Source organism: Streptomyces sp. NBC_01689 (assembly GCF_036250675.1).
Classification (GTDB): domain Bacteria; phylum Actinomycetota; class Actinomycetes; order Streptomycetales; family Streptomycetaceae; genus Streptomyces.
In genome coordinates this window covers 2,427,188-2,447,247 of sequence record NZ_CP109592.1, presented here as the reverse complement: position 1 = coordinate 2,447,247, position 20,060 = coordinate 2,427,188, and the positions used below count along the sequence as shown (strand labels likewise).

The 20,060-nt window shown below is 73.0% G+C and carries 17 protein-coding genes; 8 read left to right on the top strand and 9 right to left on the bottom strand.

The features are described 5' to 3' along the window. The first annotated feature begins 56 nt into the window (after nt 1–56). From OG776_RS10405 to OG776_RS10390, 4 genes are all read left to right on the top strand, one after another. On the top strand, nt 57–452 hold the full coding sequence (locus tag OG776_RS10405; RefSeq protein ID WP_148012218.1) for a hypothetical protein: 396 nt from the start codon (nt 57–59) through the stop codon (nt 450–452). Further along, nucleotides 431–1,357, top strand: a complete 927-nt coding sequence (locus OG776_RS10400; RefSeq protein WP_187285864.1) for a hypothetical protein — start codon at nt 431–433, stop codon at nt 1,355–1,357. The genes OG776_RS10405 and OG776_RS10400 overlap by 22 nt, the downstream gene beginning before the upstream one ends. Nucleotides 1,358–1,555: 198 nt before the next feature. Continuing rightward, nucleotides 1,556–3,607, top strand: a complete 2,052-nt coding sequence (locus OG776_RS10395; protein WP_329320232.1) for a phosphocholine-specific phospholipase C — start codon at nt 1,556–1,558, stop codon at nt 3,605–3,607. A 52-nt stretch (nt 3,608–3,659) separates the two neighbouring features. Continuing rightward, nucleotides 3,660–4,505 (top strand): phospholipid scramblase-related protein, encoded by an 846-nt coding sequence (locus OG776_RS10390; RefSeq protein WP_148012216.1) that lies wholly within the window; start codon nt 3,660–3,662, stop codon nt 4,503–4,505. 129 nt (nt 4,506–4,634) lie between these two features. Here the strand turns inward: OG776_RS10390 and OG776_RS10385 are convergent, their stop codons facing one another. Further along, on the bottom strand, nt 4,635–5,621 hold the full coding sequence (locus OG776_RS10385) for a DMT family transporter (protein ID WP_148012215.1): 987 nt from the start codon (nt 5,619–5,621) through the stop codon (nt 4,635–4,637). Then, nucleotides 5,618–6,460, bottom strand: coding sequence for a phosphatase PAP2 family protein (locus OG776_RS10380; RefSeq protein WP_329320228.1), 843 nt, complete (start codon nt 6,458–6,460; stop codon nt 5,618–5,620). The genes OG776_RS10385 and OG776_RS10380 overlap by 4 nt, the downstream gene beginning before the upstream one ends. A gap of 223 nt (nt 6,461–6,683) precedes the next feature. Here OG776_RS10380 and OG776_RS10375 point away from each other — a divergent pair, with 223 nt between their 5' ends. Beyond that, entirely contained in the window at nt 6,684–7,298 is a 615-nt protein-coding gene (locus tag OG776_RS10375) for a TetR/AcrR family transcriptional regulator (protein WP_148012213.1), read from the top strand. 171 nt (nt 7,299–7,469) lie between these two features. Here OG776_RS10375 and OG776_RS10370 read toward each other — a convergent pair whose 3' ends face one another. Further along, a complete protein-coding gene (locus tag OG776_RS10370) occupies nt 7,470–8,489 on the bottom strand; it encodes a DUF2510 domain-containing protein (protein ID WP_148012212.1) in 1,020 nt (339 codons plus the stop codon). A gap of 422 nt (nt 8,490–8,911) precedes the next feature. Here OG776_RS10370 and OG776_RS10365 point away from each other — a divergent pair, with 422 nt between their 5' ends. After that, complete coding sequence (locus OG776_RS10365) at nt 8,912–11,593, top strand: ATP-binding protein (RefSeq protein WP_148012211.1); 2,682 nt, start codon at nt 8,912–8,914, stop codon at nt 11,591–11,593. Between the two features lie 46 nt (nt 11,594–11,639). Here the strand turns inward: OG776_RS10365 and pcaDC are convergent, their stop codons facing one another. The 4 genes from pcaDC to pcaH all read right to left on the bottom strand — a co-directional run bounded on the left by pcaDC (nt 11,640) and on the right by pcaH (nt 15,734). Next, on the bottom strand, nt 11,640–12,932 hold the full coding sequence (gene pcaDC / locus OG776_RS10360) for a bifunctional 3-oxoadipate enol-lactonase/4-carboxymuconolactone decarboxylase PcaDC (RefSeq protein WP_329320224.1): 1,293 nt from the start codon (nt 12,930–12,932) through the stop codon (nt 11,640–11,642). Beyond that, nucleotides 12,929–14,278: a 3-carboxy-cis,cis-muconate cycloisomerase gene (pcaB, locus tag OG776_RS10355; RefSeq protein WP_329323683.1), complete on the bottom strand. Its 1,350-nt coding sequence runs from the start codon at nt 14,276–14,278 to the stop codon at nt 12,929–12,931. The genes pcaDC and pcaB overlap by 4 nt, the downstream gene beginning before the upstream one ends. 119 nt (nt 14,279–14,397) lie before the next feature. Continuing rightward, entirely contained in the window at nt 14,398–14,961 is a 564-nt protein-coding gene (gene pcaG, locus OG776_RS10350) for a protocatechuate 3,4-dioxygenase subunit alpha (protein ID WP_148012210.1), read from the bottom strand. A gap of 2 nt (nt 14,962–14,963) precedes the next feature. Further along, a complete protein-coding gene (gene pcaH, locus OG776_RS10345; RefSeq protein ID WP_148012209.1) occupies nt 14,964–15,734 on the bottom strand; it encodes a protocatechuate 3,4-dioxygenase subunit beta in 771 nt (256 codons plus the stop codon). A 347-nt stretch (nt 15,735–16,081) separates the two neighbouring features. Here pcaH and OG776_RS10340 point away from each other — a divergent pair, with 347 nt between their 5' ends. Next, nucleotides 16,082–16,546 (top strand): MarR family winged helix-turn-helix transcriptional regulator, encoded by a 465-nt coding sequence (locus tag OG776_RS10340; protein WP_148012208.1) that lies wholly within the window; start codon nt 16,082–16,084, stop codon nt 16,544–16,546. 84 nt (nt 16,547–16,630) lie between these two features. Here OG776_RS10340 and OG776_RS10335 read toward each other — a convergent pair whose 3' ends face one another. Both OG776_RS10335 and OG776_RS10330 read right to left on the bottom strand, forming a co-directional pair. Then, complete coding sequence (locus OG776_RS10335) at nt 16,631–17,635, bottom strand: DUF3048 domain-containing protein (protein WP_329326634.1); 1,005 nt, start codon at nt 17,633–17,635, stop codon at nt 16,631–16,633. 142 nt (nt 17,636–17,777) lie between these two features. Next, complete coding sequence (locus OG776_RS10330; RefSeq protein ID WP_329320221.1) at nt 17,778–18,848, bottom strand: ATP-dependent DNA ligase; 1,071 nt, start codon at nt 18,846–18,848, stop codon at nt 17,778–17,780. Between the two features lie 75 nt (nt 18,849–18,923). Between OG776_RS10330 and ligD the strand changes: the two genes are divergently transcribed. Continuing rightward, a complete protein-coding gene (gene ligD, locus OG776_RS10325; RefSeq protein WP_148012206.1) occupies nt 18,924–19,946 on the top strand; it encodes a non-homologous end-joining DNA ligase in 1,023 nt (340 codons plus the stop codon). Nucleotides 19,947–20,060 lie beyond the last annotated feature (114 nt).

Genomic DNA, 20,060 nt, shown 5'->3' with positions numbered 1-20,060 from the left:
GTCGGTGAGCGCCCAGTATCCTCGCAACCCGGTTGTCGTGTGGAGGGGTTGAGCGGATGAGTGAGACCGGCACCGGGGACGGGAACACCGCACCGACGGTGATGCGCTCCGACGTCTGCGTCCGGCTGGACCAGATCCGGGACGTCGTTCCCGCGGACGGACAGCGGCAGTTGGAGGAGATCCTCGCGGCGCTGCGCGGTGGCGGCGACCCCGCCGCCGCCCGGGCGGAGCTGCACGGGCTGCTGCGCCGCAGCGGGGTGGCGCTCGGTCTGCGGGCCTTCCGGGGCGCGGGGATCGGCGGACTCCCGGCGGCCGTCGCGGGACACCCCGTCGTGGAGGCGTACGTCTGCCCGCGCGAACGTTGTGACCGGCGGAGCCCCGCCCGCAACCAACCGGTGCCCCCGCTCTGCCGGTTGTACGGCGAACCCCTGTGCCGTCGCAGGGTCTCGTGAACGCCGTCCTCGCGGAGCTCGGGAAGAATCTCGCCGCGCGCTGGCTCACCTGGGTGCTGCCCTCGGGCCTGCTGTTCCTGGCGGTCGCCGGGGCCGGACGGCTGCTCGGACAGGCGCACTGGTACGAGCTCGGACGGATCACCCGCGCGCTCGACGAGCTGGCCGGGCACCCGGCGAGCCGGTCGACGGGCGGCGTGGTGCTGGCGGCCTCCGCGACGCTGATCGCGTCGGCCGGGGCGGGTCTCGCCGCCCAGGCCCTGGGCGGCGCGGTGGAGCGGTGCTGGACGGGGGACTGGCCGGGCCTCGCGAGGGCGGCGGAGCGCCGGCTGGCCGGACGCAGACGGCGGCGGTGGCGGGCGGCCGAGGACGCCTACACGGCGGTGGAGTTGCGGGCCGTCGCGCTGGGGACGCCGCTCGACCCCGCTACCACCGCGGACCTGGCGCGCCACGCGGCGGCCCGCAACCGGATCTCCCTGGAGGAGCCCGTCCATCCCTGCTGGACCGGTGACCGGGTGCGCGCCCTCGACGTGCGGATCCACCGGGCCTACCGGCTCGACCTGGACTCGGCCTGGTCCCGGCTCTGGCTCGTCCTGTCCGGAGAGACCCGTACCGAACTGCGCGGCGCGCGTGACGTCTACGACGCGGCCGTCCGGCTGGCCGCCTGGAGCGTGCCCTATCTGCTGGTCGCCGTCCGGTGGTGGCCGTCCGCGCTGATCGCGCTGGGTCTCGCGGCCGTCGGCCTGCGCCGGGGACGGGCCGCCATGGACGCGTTCGCCGAGCTGGTGGAGTCCGCGGTCGACCTGCACGGCCGCGAACTCGCCCTCGCGCTGGGCCTGTCCTGCCCGGACCGGCTGGATCCCGAGACCGGTGCGGAGATAACCGCCCTCCTGCGCAAGGGCGTCTGAGTTCCCGCCCCGCCACGGAGGACCGGGCGGCGTCCGGGACCGCGCCCGGGGAGCACGGGCGCCGCGCTGTTCGCGTCGCGGACTCCTGTCGGCCACAAGGGCGCCACGAGGTCTTCCCCGGCATTCGTTCCTCTTGGAACACTCCCTCCGCGCAGGTCCCATCCCACGCAACACGTCCGGACAAGAGGTCACCCAGTCATGCCTGAAGTGAACCGACGCCGATTCCTCCAACTCGCCGGCGGCACAGCGGCGTTCACCGCGCTGTCGAACAGTGTCGAGCGTGCCGCGGCACTGCCCGCGCACCACGGCTCCGGCACGATCGACGACATCGAGCACATCGTCGTGCTGATGCAGGAGAACCGGTCCTTCGACCACTACTTCGGGTCACTGAGAGGTGTCCGGGGCTTCGGGGACCCGCGTCCGGTCACCCAGCCGAGCGGCAAGTCGGTCTGGCACCAGTCGGACGGCACCAAGGACGTCCTCCCCTTCCGACCGGACGCCGACGACCTGGGCCTGCAGTTCATCCAGGACCTGCCGCACGGCTGGAGCGACGGCCACGCCGCCTTCAACCAGGGCAGGTACGACAAGTGGGTGCCCGCCAAGTCGTCGACGACGATGGCGTACCTGACGCGTGAGGACATCCCGTTCCACTACGCGCTCGCCGACGCGTTCACCATCTGCGACGCCTACCACTGTTCGTTCATCGGCTCCACCGACCCCAACCGCTACTACATGTGGACGGGTTACACGGGCAACGACGGCAAGGGCGGCGGCCCGGTCCTCGGCAACGACGAGGCGGGGTACGACTGGACGACGTACCCGGAGCGGCTGGAAGCGGCCGGGGTGTCGTGGAAGATCTACCAGGACGTCGGCGACGGCCTCGACGCGAACGGCTCCTGGGGCTGGATCCCGGACGCCTACCGCGGCAACTACGGGGACAACTCACTGCTGTACTTCAACCAGTACCGCGACGCCCGGCCCGGTGACCCGCTCTACGACAAGGCGCGCACCGGCACCGACGCCCGCAAGGGCGAGGGATTCTTCGACCGGCTCCGGGCGGACGTGAAGGGCGGGAAGCTGCCGGCGGTCTCCTGGGTGGTGGCACCCGAGGCGTTCACCGAGCACCCCAACTGGCCCGCGAACTACGGCGCCTGGTACATCGCGCAGGTACTGGACGCGCTCACCTCCGACCCGAAGGTGTGGGCGCGGACGGCCCTGTTCATCACGTACGACGAGAACGACGGCTTCTTCGACCACCTGGTGCCGCCGTTCCCGCCGCAGTCCGCCGCACAGGGCAAGTCCACGGTCGACGTCGGTCCGGACCTGCACACGGGCGACGCCGGCCACGCCGCCGGCCCCTACGGGCTGGGCCAGCGGGTGCCGATGCTGGTCGTCTCCCCCTGGAGCAAGGGCGGTTACGTCTGCTCCGAGACGCTCGACCACACGTCGATCATCCGGTTCATGGAGCGGCGCTTCGGGGTGCACGAGCCCAACATCTCGCCCTGGCGCCGCGCGATCAGCGGTGACCTGACCGCCGCCTTCGACTTCTCCCGCAAGGACACGAAGCCGGTCGCGCTGCCGGACACCGACGGATACCGGCCGCCGGACCACGACCGGCACCCCGACTACGTCCCGGCCCCGCCCGCCCACCCCGAGCTGCCCCGGCAGGAGCGCGGCTCGCGTCCGACCCGCCCGCTCAAGTACGCACCCCAGGTGGACGGTTCGGCCGACCCCGCGGCGGGGAAGTTCACCCTCACCTTCGGCTCCGGGGCCAGGGCCGGTGCCGCCTTCCTCGTCACCTCCGGCAACCGCACCGACGGCCCGTGGACGTACACCACCGAGGCCGGGAAGACCGTGTCGGACATCTGGAACTCGGCGTACTCGAACGGCTCGTACGACCTGACGGTGCACGGACCGAACGGCTTCCTGCGGGTCTTCAGGGGTCCGGGAAGGAGCGCGGGACCGGAGGTCACCGCCCGTCACGTCGGCGTGGACGTGGAGCTGACCTTCACCAACAGGGGCGCGGGCACGGCCGATCTGAAGCTCAGCGACGGGTACGGGGGGCGGCCCCGTTCGTTCAAGGTGCGGCCGGGCGCGACGGTGCGCCACCGGGTGGATCTGCGGGACAGCCACCGCTGGTACGACCTGACCGTGGAATCCGTCACCCACCCCGGCTTCTCGCGGCGGTTTGCCGGACATGTCGAGAACGGCCGGCCGGGTGTGAGCGACCCCGCGATCGTCACCGGCTGACGGCTGTGCGGACGGGGGGCAATTTCCGGCCGGTGCGGGGTAGTGTGCCCCGGTGACCACGCATTCGAACACTCCTGCAGGTTGGTACCCGGATCCGCACGGGGCGCCCCAGACACTCCGGTACTGGGACGGCTCGCAGTGGACCGAGCACACGAATGCGGACCAGCAGGCCCCGGCCGGACAGCAGGTCCCGCATCAGGCGCAGCAGCCGTACGGATCGCCGGCGGCGGCCCCGGACCCGCGCGTGCAGAAGCAGGTGCAGCAGCAGGCAGGGGTCACCGCCGGCGGTGCCGGTGGCGGCACCCTGTTCACCGAGCCGGTCCTGGTGGTGAACCAGAAGGCCAAGCTGATCGAGCTGACCAACGAGTACAAGGTCATGGACCAGCAGGGCAACCAGCTCGGCGCGGTCGTCGAGGTCGGTCAGAGCGGCCTGAAGAAGGCGCTGCGCTTCGTGTCCAGCATCGACCAGTACATGACGCACAAGCTGGAGATCCGTGACGCGCACGGGCAGCCGGTGCTGCTCCTCACGCGTCCCGCGAAGTTCATCAAGTCGCGGGTGGTCGTGGAGCGTCCGGACGGCCAGCCGGTCGGCGAGATCGTGCAGCAGAACATGATCGGGAAGATCAACTTCGCGATCAACGTCAACGGCCAGCAGGTCGGCGCCATCAAGGCGGAGAACTGGCGCGCCTGGAACTTCGCCATCGTCGACCACAGCGGCAACGAGGTGGCCCGGATCACGAAGACCTGGGAAGGCCTCGCCAAGACGATGTTCACCACCGCGGACAACTACGTCCTGCAGATCCACTACCAGCTGCCCGAGCCGCTCCTCAGCCTCGTGATCGCGACGGCGCTGACCGTGGACACCGCGCTCAAGCAGGACTCCCGCGGGCTCGGCTGACCCGGCACGGGTGAGTGACCTGGCGACCACGGAAGGGGGCGGCCGCGGAGAGATCCGCGGCCGCCCCCTTCCGTGGCGGGCCGTTCCGGCGGGTCCGGCCGGCGGGGGTCCTGTTCACCCGTGCCCTTCTCACAAGGGCGTCAGATGTCCCGGGTTCGCGCGTTTCCCCGGGTCCGGCTGGTTCGGGATCAGCGAGGGCGCGTACTTGGCGGCCTCCGCCTCCGCCTCCAGCGCCAGGACCGCGGCAACCGGGTGCTCGTCGTCCTCGAAGGGCTCGGGCGGAGCGGCGGGCACCGGATCCGGCGCCGAACGCGAGAGCGTCACGACCCCCCAGGACGCCACGGCCGCGCCGAACGCCGCGAGCAGCAGGCCCGCCGGGCCGCCCTGGAGCTGTTCCCCGAGCAGGGAGAGACCGATCGCCGCGGCGGCGAGCGGGTTGGCGAGCGTCACGACGGCCAGCGGGGCGCCGAGTCCGCCGCGGTACGCGGTCTGCGACAGGAGCAGACCGGCGCTCGCGAAGGCCGCCACGAGCAGCGCCACCACGACGACCTGCAGACTGAGGATCGGCCCGGACCGGTCCGTCACGGCCACCGTGACCGTCTGGGTGAGCGCCGAGGCGACACCCGAGGCGAACCCGGAGGCGGTCGCGTGCCGCAGCCCCGGCCGGGTGCCCGGCCGGGACAGGAAGCCGATCGCCACGGAGGTGGCCGCGGCCACGCCCAGTGCCTGCGGCACGCTCAGCACGTCGTCGGGCGCCGGGCCGGACGCGGTCACCAGCAGGGCGGACAGCCCGACCAGGGTGAGCGCGGTGCCTCGCCACTCGACCGCGCTGACCCGGCGGCCGGCGACCCGGGCGCCGAGCGGCACCGCGGCCACCAGGGTGAGCGCGCCGAGCGGCTGCACCAGCGTGAGCGTGCCGTACTTGAGCGCGGCGACGTGCAGCAGCGCGGCGGACGCGTTCAGCGCGACCGACCACCACCACGCGCCGTTGCCGAGCATGCTCAGGACGCCGGGTTCGGTGGTCCGGGACGCGAGCCGTTCCTGTGCCACGGCCGCCGCGGCGTAGGCCACGGCGGAGAACAGGGAGAGGACGACGGCGGCGAGCGTGGCGTTCATCGGCCGGCCCCCACGAGCTCCGGTACGGATTCCCTGCCGTCTCCGGCGGCGGCGTGCCGCTGCGCGCGTCCGGCCGTCGACTCGGTCCGGTGCGGAAGGTGGATCACGGCCAGGGCGGCACCGAGCAGCGCCGCTGCGGCGACCGAGTCGAGCCAGTAGTGGTTCGCGGTGCCGACGATCACCAGCAGGGTGACGAGCGGGTGCAGCAGCCACAGCCAGCGCCAGCGGGAGCGGGTCGCGGCGATCAGGCCGATCGCCACCATCAGCGCCCAGCCGAAGTGCAGGGAGGGCATCGCCGCGAACTGGTTGGCCATCTCGTCGGTGGCCGGGTGGGCTCCGTACACCGTGGGCCCGTACACCTGCCCGGTGTCCACCAGGCCCGCGGCGGCGAGCAGCCGGGGCGGCGCGAGCGGGAACGTGAGATGCAGCACGAGCGCCGCTGAGGTGATCACGGCCAGGACCCGGCGCGCCCACACGTAGTGGACCGGGCGGCGCAGGTACATCCAGATCAGGAAGGCCGCCGTGGCCGGGAAGTGGACGGTCGCGTAGTAGGCGTTCGCCGTGTGCACCAGCGCGTCGCTGTGCAGCAGCACGTTCTGTACGGAGCCCTCGCCCGGCAGGTGCAGGGTCCGTTCCCAGTCCCAGACGTGTCCGGCGTTGCGGAAGGCCTCGGCCGTGTGCCCGGTGGCCAGCTGCCGGCCGACCTTGTAGACGACGAAGAGCCCCGTGACGAGCAGGAGTTCACGGACGAGCGGAGGCCGGGCGGCGGTGTCGCGCCGCGACGGTCGCCGTACGGCCGCGGTTGGCTCGGGTTCTGCAGGCTCGGTTCGGGAATCCATCCCCCGGCCCCTTTGCTGACGTTCTTGTGTGGGGTGGTGTGCGGTGAGCCCAGGACAGGCGCCACTCGGCGTCTGATTCGACAGAAGGGTGGATCCTGTCCAAGGCTCATCGATACGACAGTGTACCGATACGCCAGTGTACCGATACCAATGCGTTCCGGTACACTGGCGTATCGATTAGACTCTGTGAAACGGACCACCCGCACGAGCGAGGAGAAGAGCCATGACGTCGCAGGCCGCGGAGGGACCGGAGTCGGTCGTCGCCTCGCGCCGCTCCAAGATCACGCCCGAGCGTGAGCAGGAGTTCTACGACGCCGTGCTCGAACAGATCCGGACGTGCGGATACGACTCGTTCACCATGGAGGCCGTGGCCGCGAGCACCCGCTGCAGCAAGTCCACGCTGTACCGCCAGTGGAAGACGAAGCCCCAGTTCGTGGCCGCCGCACTGCGCAGCAACCAGTGCCCGCGGTTCTCGGGGATCGACACCGGCTCGCTCGTCGGTGATCTGCGCGCGATGGCGCGGGCCGCCGGGGACTGGTCGGGCCGTGACACTCAGCTGCTCCAGGCGCTCGGTCACGCCGTGCTGCAGGACCAGGAGCTGCGGGAGGCCCTGCGCGAGGCGCTCATCGAGCCCGAGATCAGCGCGGTGAGGGAGATCATCGCCCGCGGGGTCGCACGGGGAGAGGTGCCGGCCGACCATCCGGCACTGGAGTTCATCCCGGCGCAGCTGTTCGGCGTCGTGCGCGTGCGCCCGGTTCTGGAGGGCGAGTACGCGGACGCGGCGTACATCACACAGTTCGTGGAGGCCGTGGTGATTCCGGCACTCGGACTGACCTGAGACCCAGGTCGCCGTCCGCGGGATGACCGGACGTCGGCCTGCTCGCGCCGCACCGTGGGGACGGGGGCGGCGCGCACCCCCCGGCCGGGTGGGGTTCCTCTTGAGCGGAGAGGCACCCCGCCCGGCCGAACCGTGTCCGGGGGCGGGCGCGGGGAGGCGCGGCGGCCTCGGTCAGACGTTCTGCCCGTCGCCGGCCACTCCGGACGCCGGCTTGATCCCCTTGGTGATGTCGTCGATGACGGACTGCCGAGGGGCCTTGGAACCGGCGTCCACGCCGAAGCGGACGACGACCAGCGACCTGGGGTCGGCGGGGGAGGGGAGGACGAGTGATTCGACGTAGCCGTCGTCGCCCTTGCTGGTGACGACCTTCCAGCGGACGAGATAGCCCTTCTGGCCGGCCACGGTGACCGCCTTCGAGGCGAGCCGCGTGTGCGAGGTGATCTCGCCGTAGCCCTTGCCGTAGGACTCCTGCGCGTTCTTGGCGATGTCCTCCTTGGCGGCCGCCTCCGGCGTGGTGGACTTCAGTTTCTGGAAGCTCGCGGGCGCCGAGTAGGCACCGCCCCGCTGGCACTTCTGCGAGGTGTCGCCGGGGCACTCGTAGGTGTCCTTGGTCGACAGCACCGCGCCCGCCATGCCGCTCTGGCCGGTCCAGTCGTCGGGCACCGGGAGGCTGATGCCGCTGGAGACGTCGGTGGCGTAGCCGTCCTCGGTGCCCGGCAGACCCGACGCGCCCGGCGCCGGGGTCTGTCCCCCGGAGCCGCCCGGTCCGCCGTTCTGCCCGTCTCCGGAGCCGCCGCTCCCGCCACCGCCCGAGCCGCCGTCCTGCCCGCCGCCGAAGCCGCCCGGGCCGTTCTGTCCGCCGGGCTGCCGGGCACCGGCGCTGCTCGCGCCGTTCCCGTCGTCCTTGGTGAGGGCGTACACGCCGCCCCCGATGCCCGCGAGGACCGCGAGCGCGGCGGCGACCGCTATGCCGGTGCGCAGCAGGTGACGGCGCGGCCCGGGAGGCGCGGGCGGGAAGACCGGGTACGGCCCGGCGGCCGGCGGCTGTCCCGGGGGACCCCACACGGCACCGGACCCGAGGGGGCGGGTCTGCTCTGTCCACGCCCTGCCGTCCCACCAGCGTTCGGTGGCGGGACTGTCACTTGTCTGCCCGGGGTCGGGATACCAGCCGGGGGGAGTCGCCTGCGTCATGGACCCACCGTATGAGCCCTGGGTGAAAGGCGGATGAGAGGGGACCGCCCGCACCGTCCCCGGAGACCGGAACCCCCACCCGTGAGGCACCGGTGCGCGCCGCCCCGGCGCCGGCCGCGCCGATCACCCGGCAGCACGCCCCGCCCGTCGGACCTGCCGACCGGTCCGACCCAACTCCCGCCACCCGCAAGGATTTTGGCCCGACGGCGCACCGAGCGCGCTCCGCCGGGAAACGGCGTCATCCCGACGGCCGTCGACCGGCCGGGGCGTTCCCGTGCCCGCTCGGCACCGGAGCGCGTCGCCTTCGGGTGCGCGACATCACCCGTCCCGGCAACAGGTGCCCCGACCCCTCTCCGTATCGGCTCGGTGACGGCTACGCTCGATGCCTGTACGTCGTCCGTGCGGCCTGGGGAGGTAGCGGCATGACGCAGGCGCGGCCGGGACCGGCGGCCTCCGCCGCCCTCTGGGAGCGCGAGAGGGAGATCGCGGACGTCGCGGCGGCCGTCGAGGCCCTGCGCGCGGACGCCTCGTCCGCGGGCAGCCTGCTGGTGTTCGGCGGCGAGGCGGGCATCGGCAAGACCGCACTGCTCGCGGAGGCCCGCCGGGTGGCCGAAGCCCGGGGCTGCACGGTGTGGTCGGCCCGCGGCGGCGAGACCGTCACCTCCGTCCCCTTCAACGTCATACGGCAGCTCCTCCAGCCCGCCATCGTCTCGCTGATGCCGGAGGAGGCCCGCGAATACCTGGGCGACTGGTACGACATCGCGGGCCCCGCCCTCGGCATCGCCGAACCGGGTGACCGCCAGGCCGACCCGCAGGGCGTGTGCGACGGCCTGGTCGCGGCCGTGCGCCGCCTCGCCAAGCGCGAGTGGCCGCTCGTCCTGATGGTCGACGACGCGCACTGGGCCGACCAGGAGACCCTGCGCTGGCTGGCCGCGTTCGCCGAGCGCCTCGACGACCTGCCCGTCCTCGTCGTGGTCGCCCGCCGCCCCGGCGAGGTCACCGGGGAGCGGGCCCGGCACCTCGACGCCGTCACCGCCGCGGCCCGCCCGATCGTCACCCTCAGCGCCCTGACCCCCGAAGCCACCGAGGGACTCACCCGGGCCACCCTCGGCGAGCACGCCGACGCCCCGTTCTGCCGCGAGGTGTGGGCGGTCACCGGCGGCAACCCCTACGAGACCGTCGAACTCCTGGCCAAGGTGCAGGACACCGAGCTGGAACCGGTCGAGGCGTCGGCCGCCGAACTGCGCGCCCTGAACCGCTCGGCGCGCGGCCGCGGACTCGTCGCCCGCCTCGAAGGCCTCGGCATCGACGCCACCCGCTTCGCCTGGGCGGCCGCGATACTCGGCACGGGCATCTCCCTCGACCTCGCCGCCCAACTCGCGGGGATGCCAGTCGACGAGGCCGAGCGCTGCGCGGAACTGCTCGGCGCCGCACGCATCCTGACCGACGCCGAGCCCACCGGCAACCACATCGCGGGCAGCGAGCTGGAGTTCGTGCACCCGCTGATCGCCAGCGCGGTCTACCGCTCGATCCCCGACGCGCTGCGCACCGCGATGCACGGCCAAGCCGCCTGGGCGGTCACCGAGTCGGGCCGCGGCGCCGCGGCCGCGTCCCGCCACCTTCTCGAAGTGCACCCGGACGACGACCCCGAACTCGTCGAGCAGATGCGGGAGGCGGCCCGCGAACACCTCGCCGTCGGCGCTCCCGACGCGGCCCGGCGCTGTCTGGAACGCGCGCTCAGGGAACCCCCGCTCCCCGAGGTCCACGCACGCGTCCTCTACGAACTCGGCTGCGCCACCCTGCTGACGGCCCCCGCCACCACCATCGGCCATCTGCGCGCCGCACTCGAACGGCCGGGACTCGCCGGCGATCTGCGGGTGGACGCCGTGTTCCGGCTCTCCCAGGCACTCGTCCACAACAACCAGTTGGACGAGGCCGTGCGCACCGTCGACGCGGAGGCCGCCCGGCTCGCGGCCGGCCCGGCCCGGATGCGGCTGCAGGCCGTGCACTACATGTGGGAGGGCATCCACGCCGGCGAGGACCACGTACCGGGACGCTCCCAGGGGCTCGCCGAACTCGCCGGGACCTGCACCGGGCGGGACAACTCCGAGCGGGCCCTGCTGATACTGCGCGGCTTCGACGCGATGACCCGGGGCGAGAGCGCGGAGGAGGTCGTGGCACTCTGCGACCGGGCCCTCGTCAACGGCCGCCTGGCCCCCGGGCTCGGCTGGACCGACACCGAGTGGGGACTCGAACTCCTCATGATGCTGGGCAGTTCGTACGCCTACGCGGACCGCCTGGACCGGGCCGAGAGCCTCTTCTCCGAAGCACTGCGTGCGTACACGACCGCCGGCTGGAGCGGCGGCCATCTCTCCCTGGCGCACGCCTTCGTCGGGCTGGCGCACCGCAGGCGGGGCCGGCTGAGGGACGCCGAGACCACCCTGCGCGAGTCCCTGCGCATCGCCGAACGGGTCGGGCGCGGACTGCCCCTGTACTGGTCCGCCACCTGCGGCCTCGTCGACACGCTGCTCGCCCGCGGCGACGTCCGGGAGGCCTGGGCCATCGCCGAGCAGTACGGCTTCGCACCGCCGTACCCGACCACGATCGTGCTGCCCGACACCCGCTCCGTCCGGGGCCGGCTGCTGATCGCCGTCGGCCGGGTCAAGGACGGCATCAACGAACTGGAGGCCGCCGAGAAGGCCTCCGCCGTCCGGGGCCACCACAACACGGTGATGGCGCCCTGGTCGATCGACCTCGCCCGCGCGCTCGCCTCGGAGGACCCGGCGCGGGCCGCCGCGCTGGCCCTCGACACCCGCCGCCGGGCCGAGCGGTTCGGCACCGACACCGCCATAGGAGAAGCACTGCGCTGCGCGGCGGCCCTGGAGTCGGGCCAACGCGCGGTACGCCTCGCGGCGCAGGCCGTCGCCTATCTGGAGGCCTCGCCCTGCCAGTACGAGCACGCCGCGGCCCGGGTCGAGTACGGCATCGCGGCGCGCTCGGTCTCGGAGCTCAACAAGGGCCTGACGCTGGCGCGTTCATGCGGGGCCGACGGGCTGGTGGCGAAGGCGGAGGAGGTCCTGGCGACGGGCCGGGGACTGCGCTGACCCCTCCCCCCGGCCGCCTTCGAGCGGCCGGGCCCGCGGGGGCGGCTCAGGATTCCCCGGATTCCCCTGAGACCCGAGCCGCGTCGCCTTCACCGGTCCCGCCGCGATCACCACGTCTGCCGTCCTCGGGGCCACCTTTTCCGTGGGGGTCACCTTTTCCGTCGGGTCCGTCGGGTCCGTCGGGTCCGTCGGGTCCGTCGGGTCCGTCGGGTCCGTCGAGTTGGTCGAGCACGCGCCGGGCCACCGCGAACGCCGCATTGGCCGCCGGGACACCGCAGTACACGGCGGTCTGGAGCAGTACGGCTCCGATCTCCTCGGGGGTCAGACCGCCCCGGCGCGCGGCCCGGACGTGCATCGCGAGTTCGTCGAGGTGCCCGTGCGCCACCAGCGCCGTCAGCGTGATCAGGCTGCGCTCCCGGCGGGACAGCGTCGGGTCCGTCCAGACCTCCCCCCACGCGTAGCGCGAGATGAAGTCCTGGAAGCGGGCGGTGAACGGGGTCTGCCCGGCCTGTACGCGGTCCACGTGCGCGTCGCCGAGAACCTCCCGGCGCACCCGCATGCCGCGTGCCGCGAATCCGTCGAAGTGCCCCCGCAGCGCGGCGAGTACGGCCTCGGGCCGCTCCGCGGGCGCCAGGTGCGAGGCACCCGAGATCTCGGTGAGCGAGGCACCGGGCACCGCGTCCGCGATCTCCCGCAGATGCGCGGGCGGCGTCGCCGGGTCCTCCCGTCCGGCGACCAGCAGGGTCGGAGCGGTGATCGAAGCGAGCCGGTCGCGGAGGTCGAAGGCGGCGAGCGCGTCGCAGCAGGCGGCATACGCGTCCGGGTCCGCGGTCCGCTGGTCCTCGATCAGCCGCGGAACGGTGAACCCCGGTGTGAACCAGCGGGAGTTGGCGTTCTCGGCGAGCGCGGCCAGGCCGTCGCGCCGGACGGTCCGCGCGCGCTCCTCCCAGGGCCCCCGGCCGTCGAAGTGGGCCGAGGAGCAGAGGACGGCGAGGGCGGACACCCGGTCGGGATGGTGCACGGCGAGGTGCAGACCGACCGCGCCGCCGAGCGACACCCCCGCGTAGGCGAACCGGTCGACGCCGAGCGCGTCGGCCAGAGCGAGCACCAGCCCGGCGAGGTCGGCGACGGTCGCGCCGGGCCCGATCAGGTCCGCTCGGGAACCGCCGTGCCCCGGCAGGTCCCAGCGCACCACCCGGTGGGTGACGGACAGTTCGGGCGCGACCCCGTCCCACAGGGCCGTCGAGGTGCCGAGCGAGGGGCCGAGGAACAGCGGGGGAGCGGTGGCCGGCCCCTCGGTGCGGTGGTGGGGCAGCCGGTCTGCGGGCACGGTCGTCAACGTCGCTCCAGGGCGCGGTCGGTGAGGGCCCCGGCGGCGCCCGTGTAGCGGGCCGGGTCGGTCAGGTCCTCCAGGTCGACGTCGACGTCCTTCAGACGCGGCTCCTCGCCCAGGACGTCCAGGAGGGGCCGGCCCTCGGCGACGGCCCGTTCGGCGGCCGCTGTCAGCAGCTCCCTGGCGCGGGCCCGCCCGAGAAGGGGGGCGAGCGCGACGGCCAGCCGCTCGGAGACGATCAACCCGTGGGTGAGGCCCAGGTGTTCACGCATGACGTCCGTGTTCACCCGCAGTCCCTCGGCCAGTTCGGCGGCGTTGCGGGCGGCACCGCCGACCAGCCGCAGCAGCTCGCGCAACGGCTCCCATTCGGCATGCCAGGCACCGGCAGGCCGCTCGTCCTCGGCCGCCATCGACGCGTACAGGGTGGCCGCGAGTCCCGGTGCGCGCCGGGCGGCGGCGGCGATCAGCGTCGCCGCCACCGGGTTGGCCTTGTGCGGCATGGCGGACGATCCGCCGCGGCTCCCCTCGGCGACCTCCGCGATCTCGGTTCGGGAGAGGGTGAGCACGTCGGCCGCCGTCTTGCCGAGGGCACCCGCCGTCAGGGCCAGCGCCCCGGTGAGGTCACCGATCGGGGTACGCAGCGTGTGCCATGGCAACGCCGGTTCGACGAGGCCGAGTTCCCGGGCGTACGCGGCCACCAGGGCTCCCGGGTCCTCGGCACCGAAGGCGGTGAACGCGGCCAGGGTTCCTGCCGCGCCGCCGAGTTGGGCGGGAAGGCGCAGGGCGGCGAGCCGGTCCCGCGCGTCCAGGACCAGCGCGCGCCACCCCGCCGCCTTCAGCCCGAAGGTCGTCGGCACCGCGTGCTGGGTCAGTGTCCGCCCCGGCAGCACCGTCTCCCGGTGCGTGGCGGCGAGTCCCCGCAGCGCCAGCGCCGTCCGGTCGAGGTCCTCCAGGACCGTCCGCAGCGTGCGCCGGGCCACCAGCATCATCGCGGTGTCCATGATGTCCTGGCTGGTCGCGCCGCGGTGGACGTAGGCGCCGTACTCGCCGCCCACGGCCGCGGTCAGATCCGCGACCAGCGGGATCACCGGGTTCCCGGCGTCCCGGGCGCGCCGGGCGATCGACCGTACGTCGAGGTCGGCGGTGGTGACGGCGGACAGGGCGGCCGCCGCGGCGGCCGGAGCCAGGGCGATCCCGGCCCAGCTATATGTCAACGCCGTCTCCGCGTCGAGCAGCGCCTGCAGGAACGCCCGGTCCGAGGTCGATGCCGACGCGGGGGAGCCGGCCAGGCCGGGGGTGAGCAGCCCGACGTCGACGTCACCGAGCTCCTCGGAGCCGCCACGAGCGCTCAGGCCGTCGGAGCCGTCGGAGATCCCGGAGTCGCCCTGACGGATCCGGCCCGTCGGATCGGCGGGATCGCCGGAACCCGTGGGATCGAGGGGGCCCGCGGGACCGGCCCGGTCGGCAGGTGTCACTGGAACTCCAGGAAGACAGTTTCGCCTTCGCCCTGAAGACGGATGTCGAAACGGTACGTGCGGTCGGTCCCCTTCGCCGCGAGCAGTGTGGCCCGTCGGTCGGCCGGGAGTGAGTCGAGCAGCCGGTCGGCGCCGTCGGCGAGGTACGCCCGGGTGAAGAGGTGGTGGGTCAGACCGCGGGCGAACACGCACACACCGAGGTACGGCAGGCCCGCGTTGCCCGGCGGCAGCGTACGCAGGGCCCAGTGCCCGTCGGCGTCCGTACCGACCCGGCCGAAGCCGGTGAAGCCGACCCCGTCCCGGCCCAGGAAGGCGCCCGTCGAGGGATCGCGGCGCATCGAGCCGGGAGCGCCCGTCAACGAGCCGCCGGGCGCCGCCTGCCAGAACTCCAGGAGGGCGTCGGGCACCGGTCTTCCCGCGCCGTCGGACACGTATCCGTGCACGGTGATCGTGTCGGGGTGCCCCGGGGGCGCCATCTGTCCACCGCCGGGGAAGGGGAGCGCGTGGCCGTAGAAGGGACCGATGGTGTGGGACGGGGTGGGGCGCAGCCGCTCGGTCATGCTCAACGGCCTTCCTCGATCCAGGTGGCGGAGGGACCGTCGAGGACGATGTCCCAGGTGTAGCCGAGGGAGAAACCGGGCTCGGAGAGTCCGTGGTCGTAGGCGGCCACCAGCCGCTCACGGGCCGCCCCGTCGGTCACGGACCGCAGGATCGGGTCGTACGGGAAGAGCGGGTCCCCGGGGAAGTACATCTGCGTGACCAGGCGCTGGGTGAAAGCGGTACCGAAGACGGAGAAGTGGATGTGCGCGGGCCGCCACGCGTTGGTGTGGTTCCCCCACGGGTAGGGTCCCGGCCTGATCGTCGTGAACCGGTACGTTCCCTGATCATCCGTCAAGGTACGTCCCACGCCGGTGAAATGGGGGTCGAGCGGCGCCGGGTGCTGTTCGCGCAGATGCGCGTAGCGGCCGGCGGCGTTCGCCTGCCAGATCTCGACGAGCTGGCCGCGGACCGGCCGTCCGGCGCGGTCCAGCACCCGACCGGAGACGGTCATCCGCTCGCCGATCGGTTCGCCCCGGTGCTGCCGGGTCAGGTCGTTGTCGATCTCGGTGATGTCGGTGACGCCGAAGACCGGCCCCGACAGCTCGACGGCCTCCGGGTCGCCGCCGCCGACCGCGACGAGCGGCTGCTCGGGATGGCGGAGCAGGGAGCTGCGGTAAGGGGGGTAGTCGCGCTCCGGATGGTCCCGGACCGGAGCGCCCGCGGCGACCGCCTTGTCGTACCCGTCCTGGTGGTCCTTGATCTCGGTGTCGATGTCCGACTGGGTGAGAGCCATACGGGGTTTCCTGCCGTTCGAGAAACGAGACGAGGACGAGGACGAGGCTCTGGACCGACTCCGGTGGGCGTGCGCGGGACGGACGCGGGGGTGGGCCGGGCCGTGCGCCCTGTCTCCCAGCGTTCCGTCCCGTCCTCCGACCGGGTGAGAGATAGTCAGGGCACTGAGTATCCTTCCGTGGTTCCCTGCACGCTGCCATCGGACCGTCCCGTGGTCAAGACTCCCTGTCCGGCGGGGCGGTCAGGCATCAGTCCGGCGGGGAGACGTTATGACGTGTTCGCGATATCGTTCAGTGCACCTACCGAAATGCCGAGCGTACGACCGTGTCGGTGGACCCTGGAGCGCATATGGCCGCGGTGGACCTCTCCACCCACCCCGGGCACCTGGCCCGGCGGCTGCAGCAGGCGCACTACCTGCTGTGGAACACGATGGTCTCCGAGGAGATCACCTCGCCGCAGTTCGCGGTCCTGAACGCGCTCGTCGCGGAGCCGGGGCTGGACCAGCGCACGGTGGGGGAGCGGGTGGGCCTGGACCGCTCCACCATCGCCGAGGTCATCAGCCGGCTCGGCCGCCGGGGTCTGCTCGACAAGGTGCGCGACCCGGGCGACGGCCGGCGCTCCCTGCTGAGCCCGACCGAGGAGGGGACGCGCACCCACCGCAGACTGACGGTCCGCACGGCGCGGATGAACCAGATCTTCCTGGCCCCGCTCGCGGCCGAGGAGCGGACCGTGTTCCTCGACCTCATCCGGCGTGTCTCGGACGCGGCGGAGAGCCTCCGCGATCCGGCGGACGTGGTGCCCGCGCCGCGGTAGGTCGTGCGGGCGCCGCGCCGGCCGTGAGGGCGGCGCGCGGCCGTGAGGGCGGCGCGCGGCCGTGAGGGCGGCGCGCGGCCGTGTTCACGCTTTGGCGAGGACGACCCAGACCTGACCGCGGGCGAAGTTCATCGGGGCGCCGTGGTTCGTCGTGAACTCCGTGCCGTCCGTCGCGGCCGGCCGTTTCCACTCGGCGTCGAAGACCCGGCCGTCGCGCAGCACCTTCGCCGTCCCCGAGCCGACCGTCTGCGTGAAGGGCGTGTTGTTGCCGAGGAAGTCGTGGTACTTCGACTGGCTCACCTTCACGTACTGCACGACGACGGTCGCGGGAGCGACCCTCTTGCCGTCCGTCGTGACCGTCGGGGTGCCGTCCATCGACACCAGCCAGCGGTGTCCGCTCGCGGACCAGGAGAAGGTGAAGCGGGCCGCCGGGAAGCGCACCGTCCGGGACGTCTCAGGGCTGCCGCCCGCGGGGGCGGCACCGAAGCGGAACCCAGTGGTGAGAGCGTCGGCACCCGGGGCCGACGACCCCATCAGGCGGCCGGGCCTGACATAGAGGTTGTGCGGGGCCGGCTTGGCGGTCCCGCGGTAGAAGGAGCCGGAGGAGCCCGGGTTCTGCTCGGGCGTGGCCGGCCGCAGTGGCGCCTTGTCGATGACCGGCAACAGCTTGTGCTGTGCGCCGGAGAAGGCGAGCGTCGGGTTGTCGAACTGACGCAGCAGCTCCAGGTCGGACTCGCGTGCGCTGCGCACCGGCCCGACGGCCGCGGGGAACCGGGTCGCGTAGATGGCCATCAGCCGGCTCAGACCGCCCTCGACCTGTTCCGCGTAGACGACGTCCGCGGCGTCGAGGCCCGTCTGGGGGCGGGCCGCACCCGCGTTGTCGATCTTCACTGCGAGGACGGGGCCCGTGCTCGCGGCACTGGCGTGACCAGGGGTGGGTGTCGCCGTCCGGGTCGCGGCGGGTATGCGGGCCCGTCCGTCGGCGGATGCTCCGCCGCCCGAGCCGCAGCCCGTCGCCAGGGAGCCCGCCGCGACCGCCAGCAGCGCCGCCGCCCACGCGCCGTGCCGCATCGACACCTTCTGTCGCATGCTCACCGTGCCATCCTGTCTCGTGCCATCGATTATGCGCTTATAAGTTCATCGGTGCTCATACCCGTTCGTTTCGAGGTCGTGCACGGTGAGGGGTGAGGGTGTGATCGGCGCGCGGATCGATCTCCGGTGTGCCCGCTCGTCACCCCCGTGGTCCGAGGATCTCCGCCAGGTCGTACCCCACGGGCTCGTCCAGCTGGGCGTACGTGCAGCTCTCGGCGGTCCGGTCCGGGCGCCAGCGGCGGAAGCGGGCCGTGTGGCGGAACCGTACGCCGTTCTCCATGTGGTCGTAGGCCACCTCGGCCACCCGCTCCGGCCGCAGCGGCACCCAGGAGAGGTCCTTCTTCCCCGACCATCTGCTGGGTGCGCCCGGCAGCCGCGCGGACTCGTGCGCCGACTCCTGCGACCAGGCGGCCCAGGGATGGCGCTCGACCTCCGCCATGCGCAGGGGCTCCAGCTCCGCCACCAACTCGGTCCGCCGCTTCATCGTGAAGGCCGCGCTCACCCCCACGTGCTGGAGGATGCCCGCGTCGTCGTACAGCCCGAGCAGCAGGGAACCGACGACCGGACCGCTCTTGTGGAGGCGGTAGCCCGCCACCACGACGTCCGCGGTGCGCTCGTGCTTGATCTTGAACATGGCCCGCTCGTCCTGCCGGTACAGCAGGTCGAGCGGTTTGGCGATCACCCCGTCGAGCCCGGCGCCCTCGTACTGCTCGAACCACCGCTCAGCCACCTCCCGGTCGGTGGTCGCCGGTGCCAGGTGGACCGGTGGCCCCGTCCCGGACAGCGCCCTCGTCAGCAGGGCGCGCCGGTCGACGAGCCCCACGTCGAGCAGGGACTCGTCGGCCAGCGCGAGCAGATCGAAGGCCACGAAGGAGGCCGGAGTCCGCTCCGCCAGCGTTCGCACACGCGAGGCGGCCGGGTGGATGCGCTCGGTGAGCGCGTCGAAGTCGAGCCGGCCGTCCCTGGCGATCACGATCTCGCCGTCCATCACACAGCGCTCCGGCAACCGCTCGCGCAACGCCGCCACCAGCTCGGGGAAGTACCTGGTCAGTGGCTTCCCGGTGCGGCTGCCGAGTTCGACCTCGGCTCCGTCGCGGAACACGATCGCGCGAAACCCGTCCCACTTCGCCTCGTAGTGCATGTCCGGCGGGATCCTGGCCACGGACTTGGCGAGCATCGGCTTCACGGGCGGCATCACCGGCAGATCCATGGTTCCGATTCTCCGGCGGCACGGAGCGGTTCGCCCGGTGTGCGGGGCGGGCGGGCTGCGCCTACCGTGACCGGCATGGGCGAAGCGGTGGAACTCGAGGCAGCCGGCAGGACCGTACGTCTGTCCAGTCCGGACAAGATCTTCTTCCCGGAGCGCGGTTTCACCAAGCTGGACCTGGCGCGGTACTACCTCGCCGTCGGCGACGGCATCCTGCGCGCCCTGCGCGACCGTCCCACCACCCTGGAGCGCTACCCGGACGGAGTCGAGGGCGAGAACTTCTTCCAGAAGCGGGCGCCCAAGAACATGCCGGACTGGATCCCGACCGCCCACATCACCTTCCCCAGCGGGCGCGCCGCCGACGAGATGTGCCCCACCGAGGTGGCGGCCGTGCTGTGGGCCGCGCAGTTCGGCACGCTCACCTTCCACCCGTGGCCGGTGCGGCGCGACGACGTCGACCGTCCCGACGAACTCCGCATCGACCTCGACCCGCAGCCCGGTACGGACTACGAGGACGCGGTGCGTGCCGCCCACGAACTCCGCGAGGTCCTCCACGAGTACGGGGACCTGCGCGGCTGGCCCAAGACCTCCGGCGGCCGCGGCCTGCATGTCTTCGTGCCGATCGCGCCGCGCTGGTCCTTCACCCAGGTGCGCCGCGCCGCCATCGCCGCCGGGCGGGAACTGGAGCGCCGGATGCCCGAGCGGGTGACCACGGCCTGGTGGAAGGAGGAGCGGGGCGAGAAGATCTTCGTGGACTACAACCAGACGGCCCGGGACCGCACCATCGCCTCCGCCTACTCGGTACGCCCGCGCCCGCACGCCCCGGTCTCCGCGCCCCTGCGCTGGGAGGAGGTGGCCGAGGCCCGCCCCCGGGACTTCGACCTCGCGACGATGCCCCGGCGCTTCGCCGAACTCGGCGACGTGCACGCGGACATGGACGACCACGCCTTCTCCCTCGAAGCGCTGCTGGAACTGGCCGCTCGCGACGAGCACGACCACGGTCTCGGGGATCTGCCCTATCCGCCCGAGTACCCGAAGATGCCGGGCGAGCCCAAGCGGGTGCAGCCGAGCCGTGCCAGACGCACAGAGGGCCGGGCGTAGACCGGCGGCCGGACGGTCCGGGCGACGGACGGGCGGCCGCCCGATTCCGCCACGGGCCGCCCGGTCCGGCGCCGGGAGCGCTCTCATCGGGTGCGTCCCGGGGCTATCCTGATC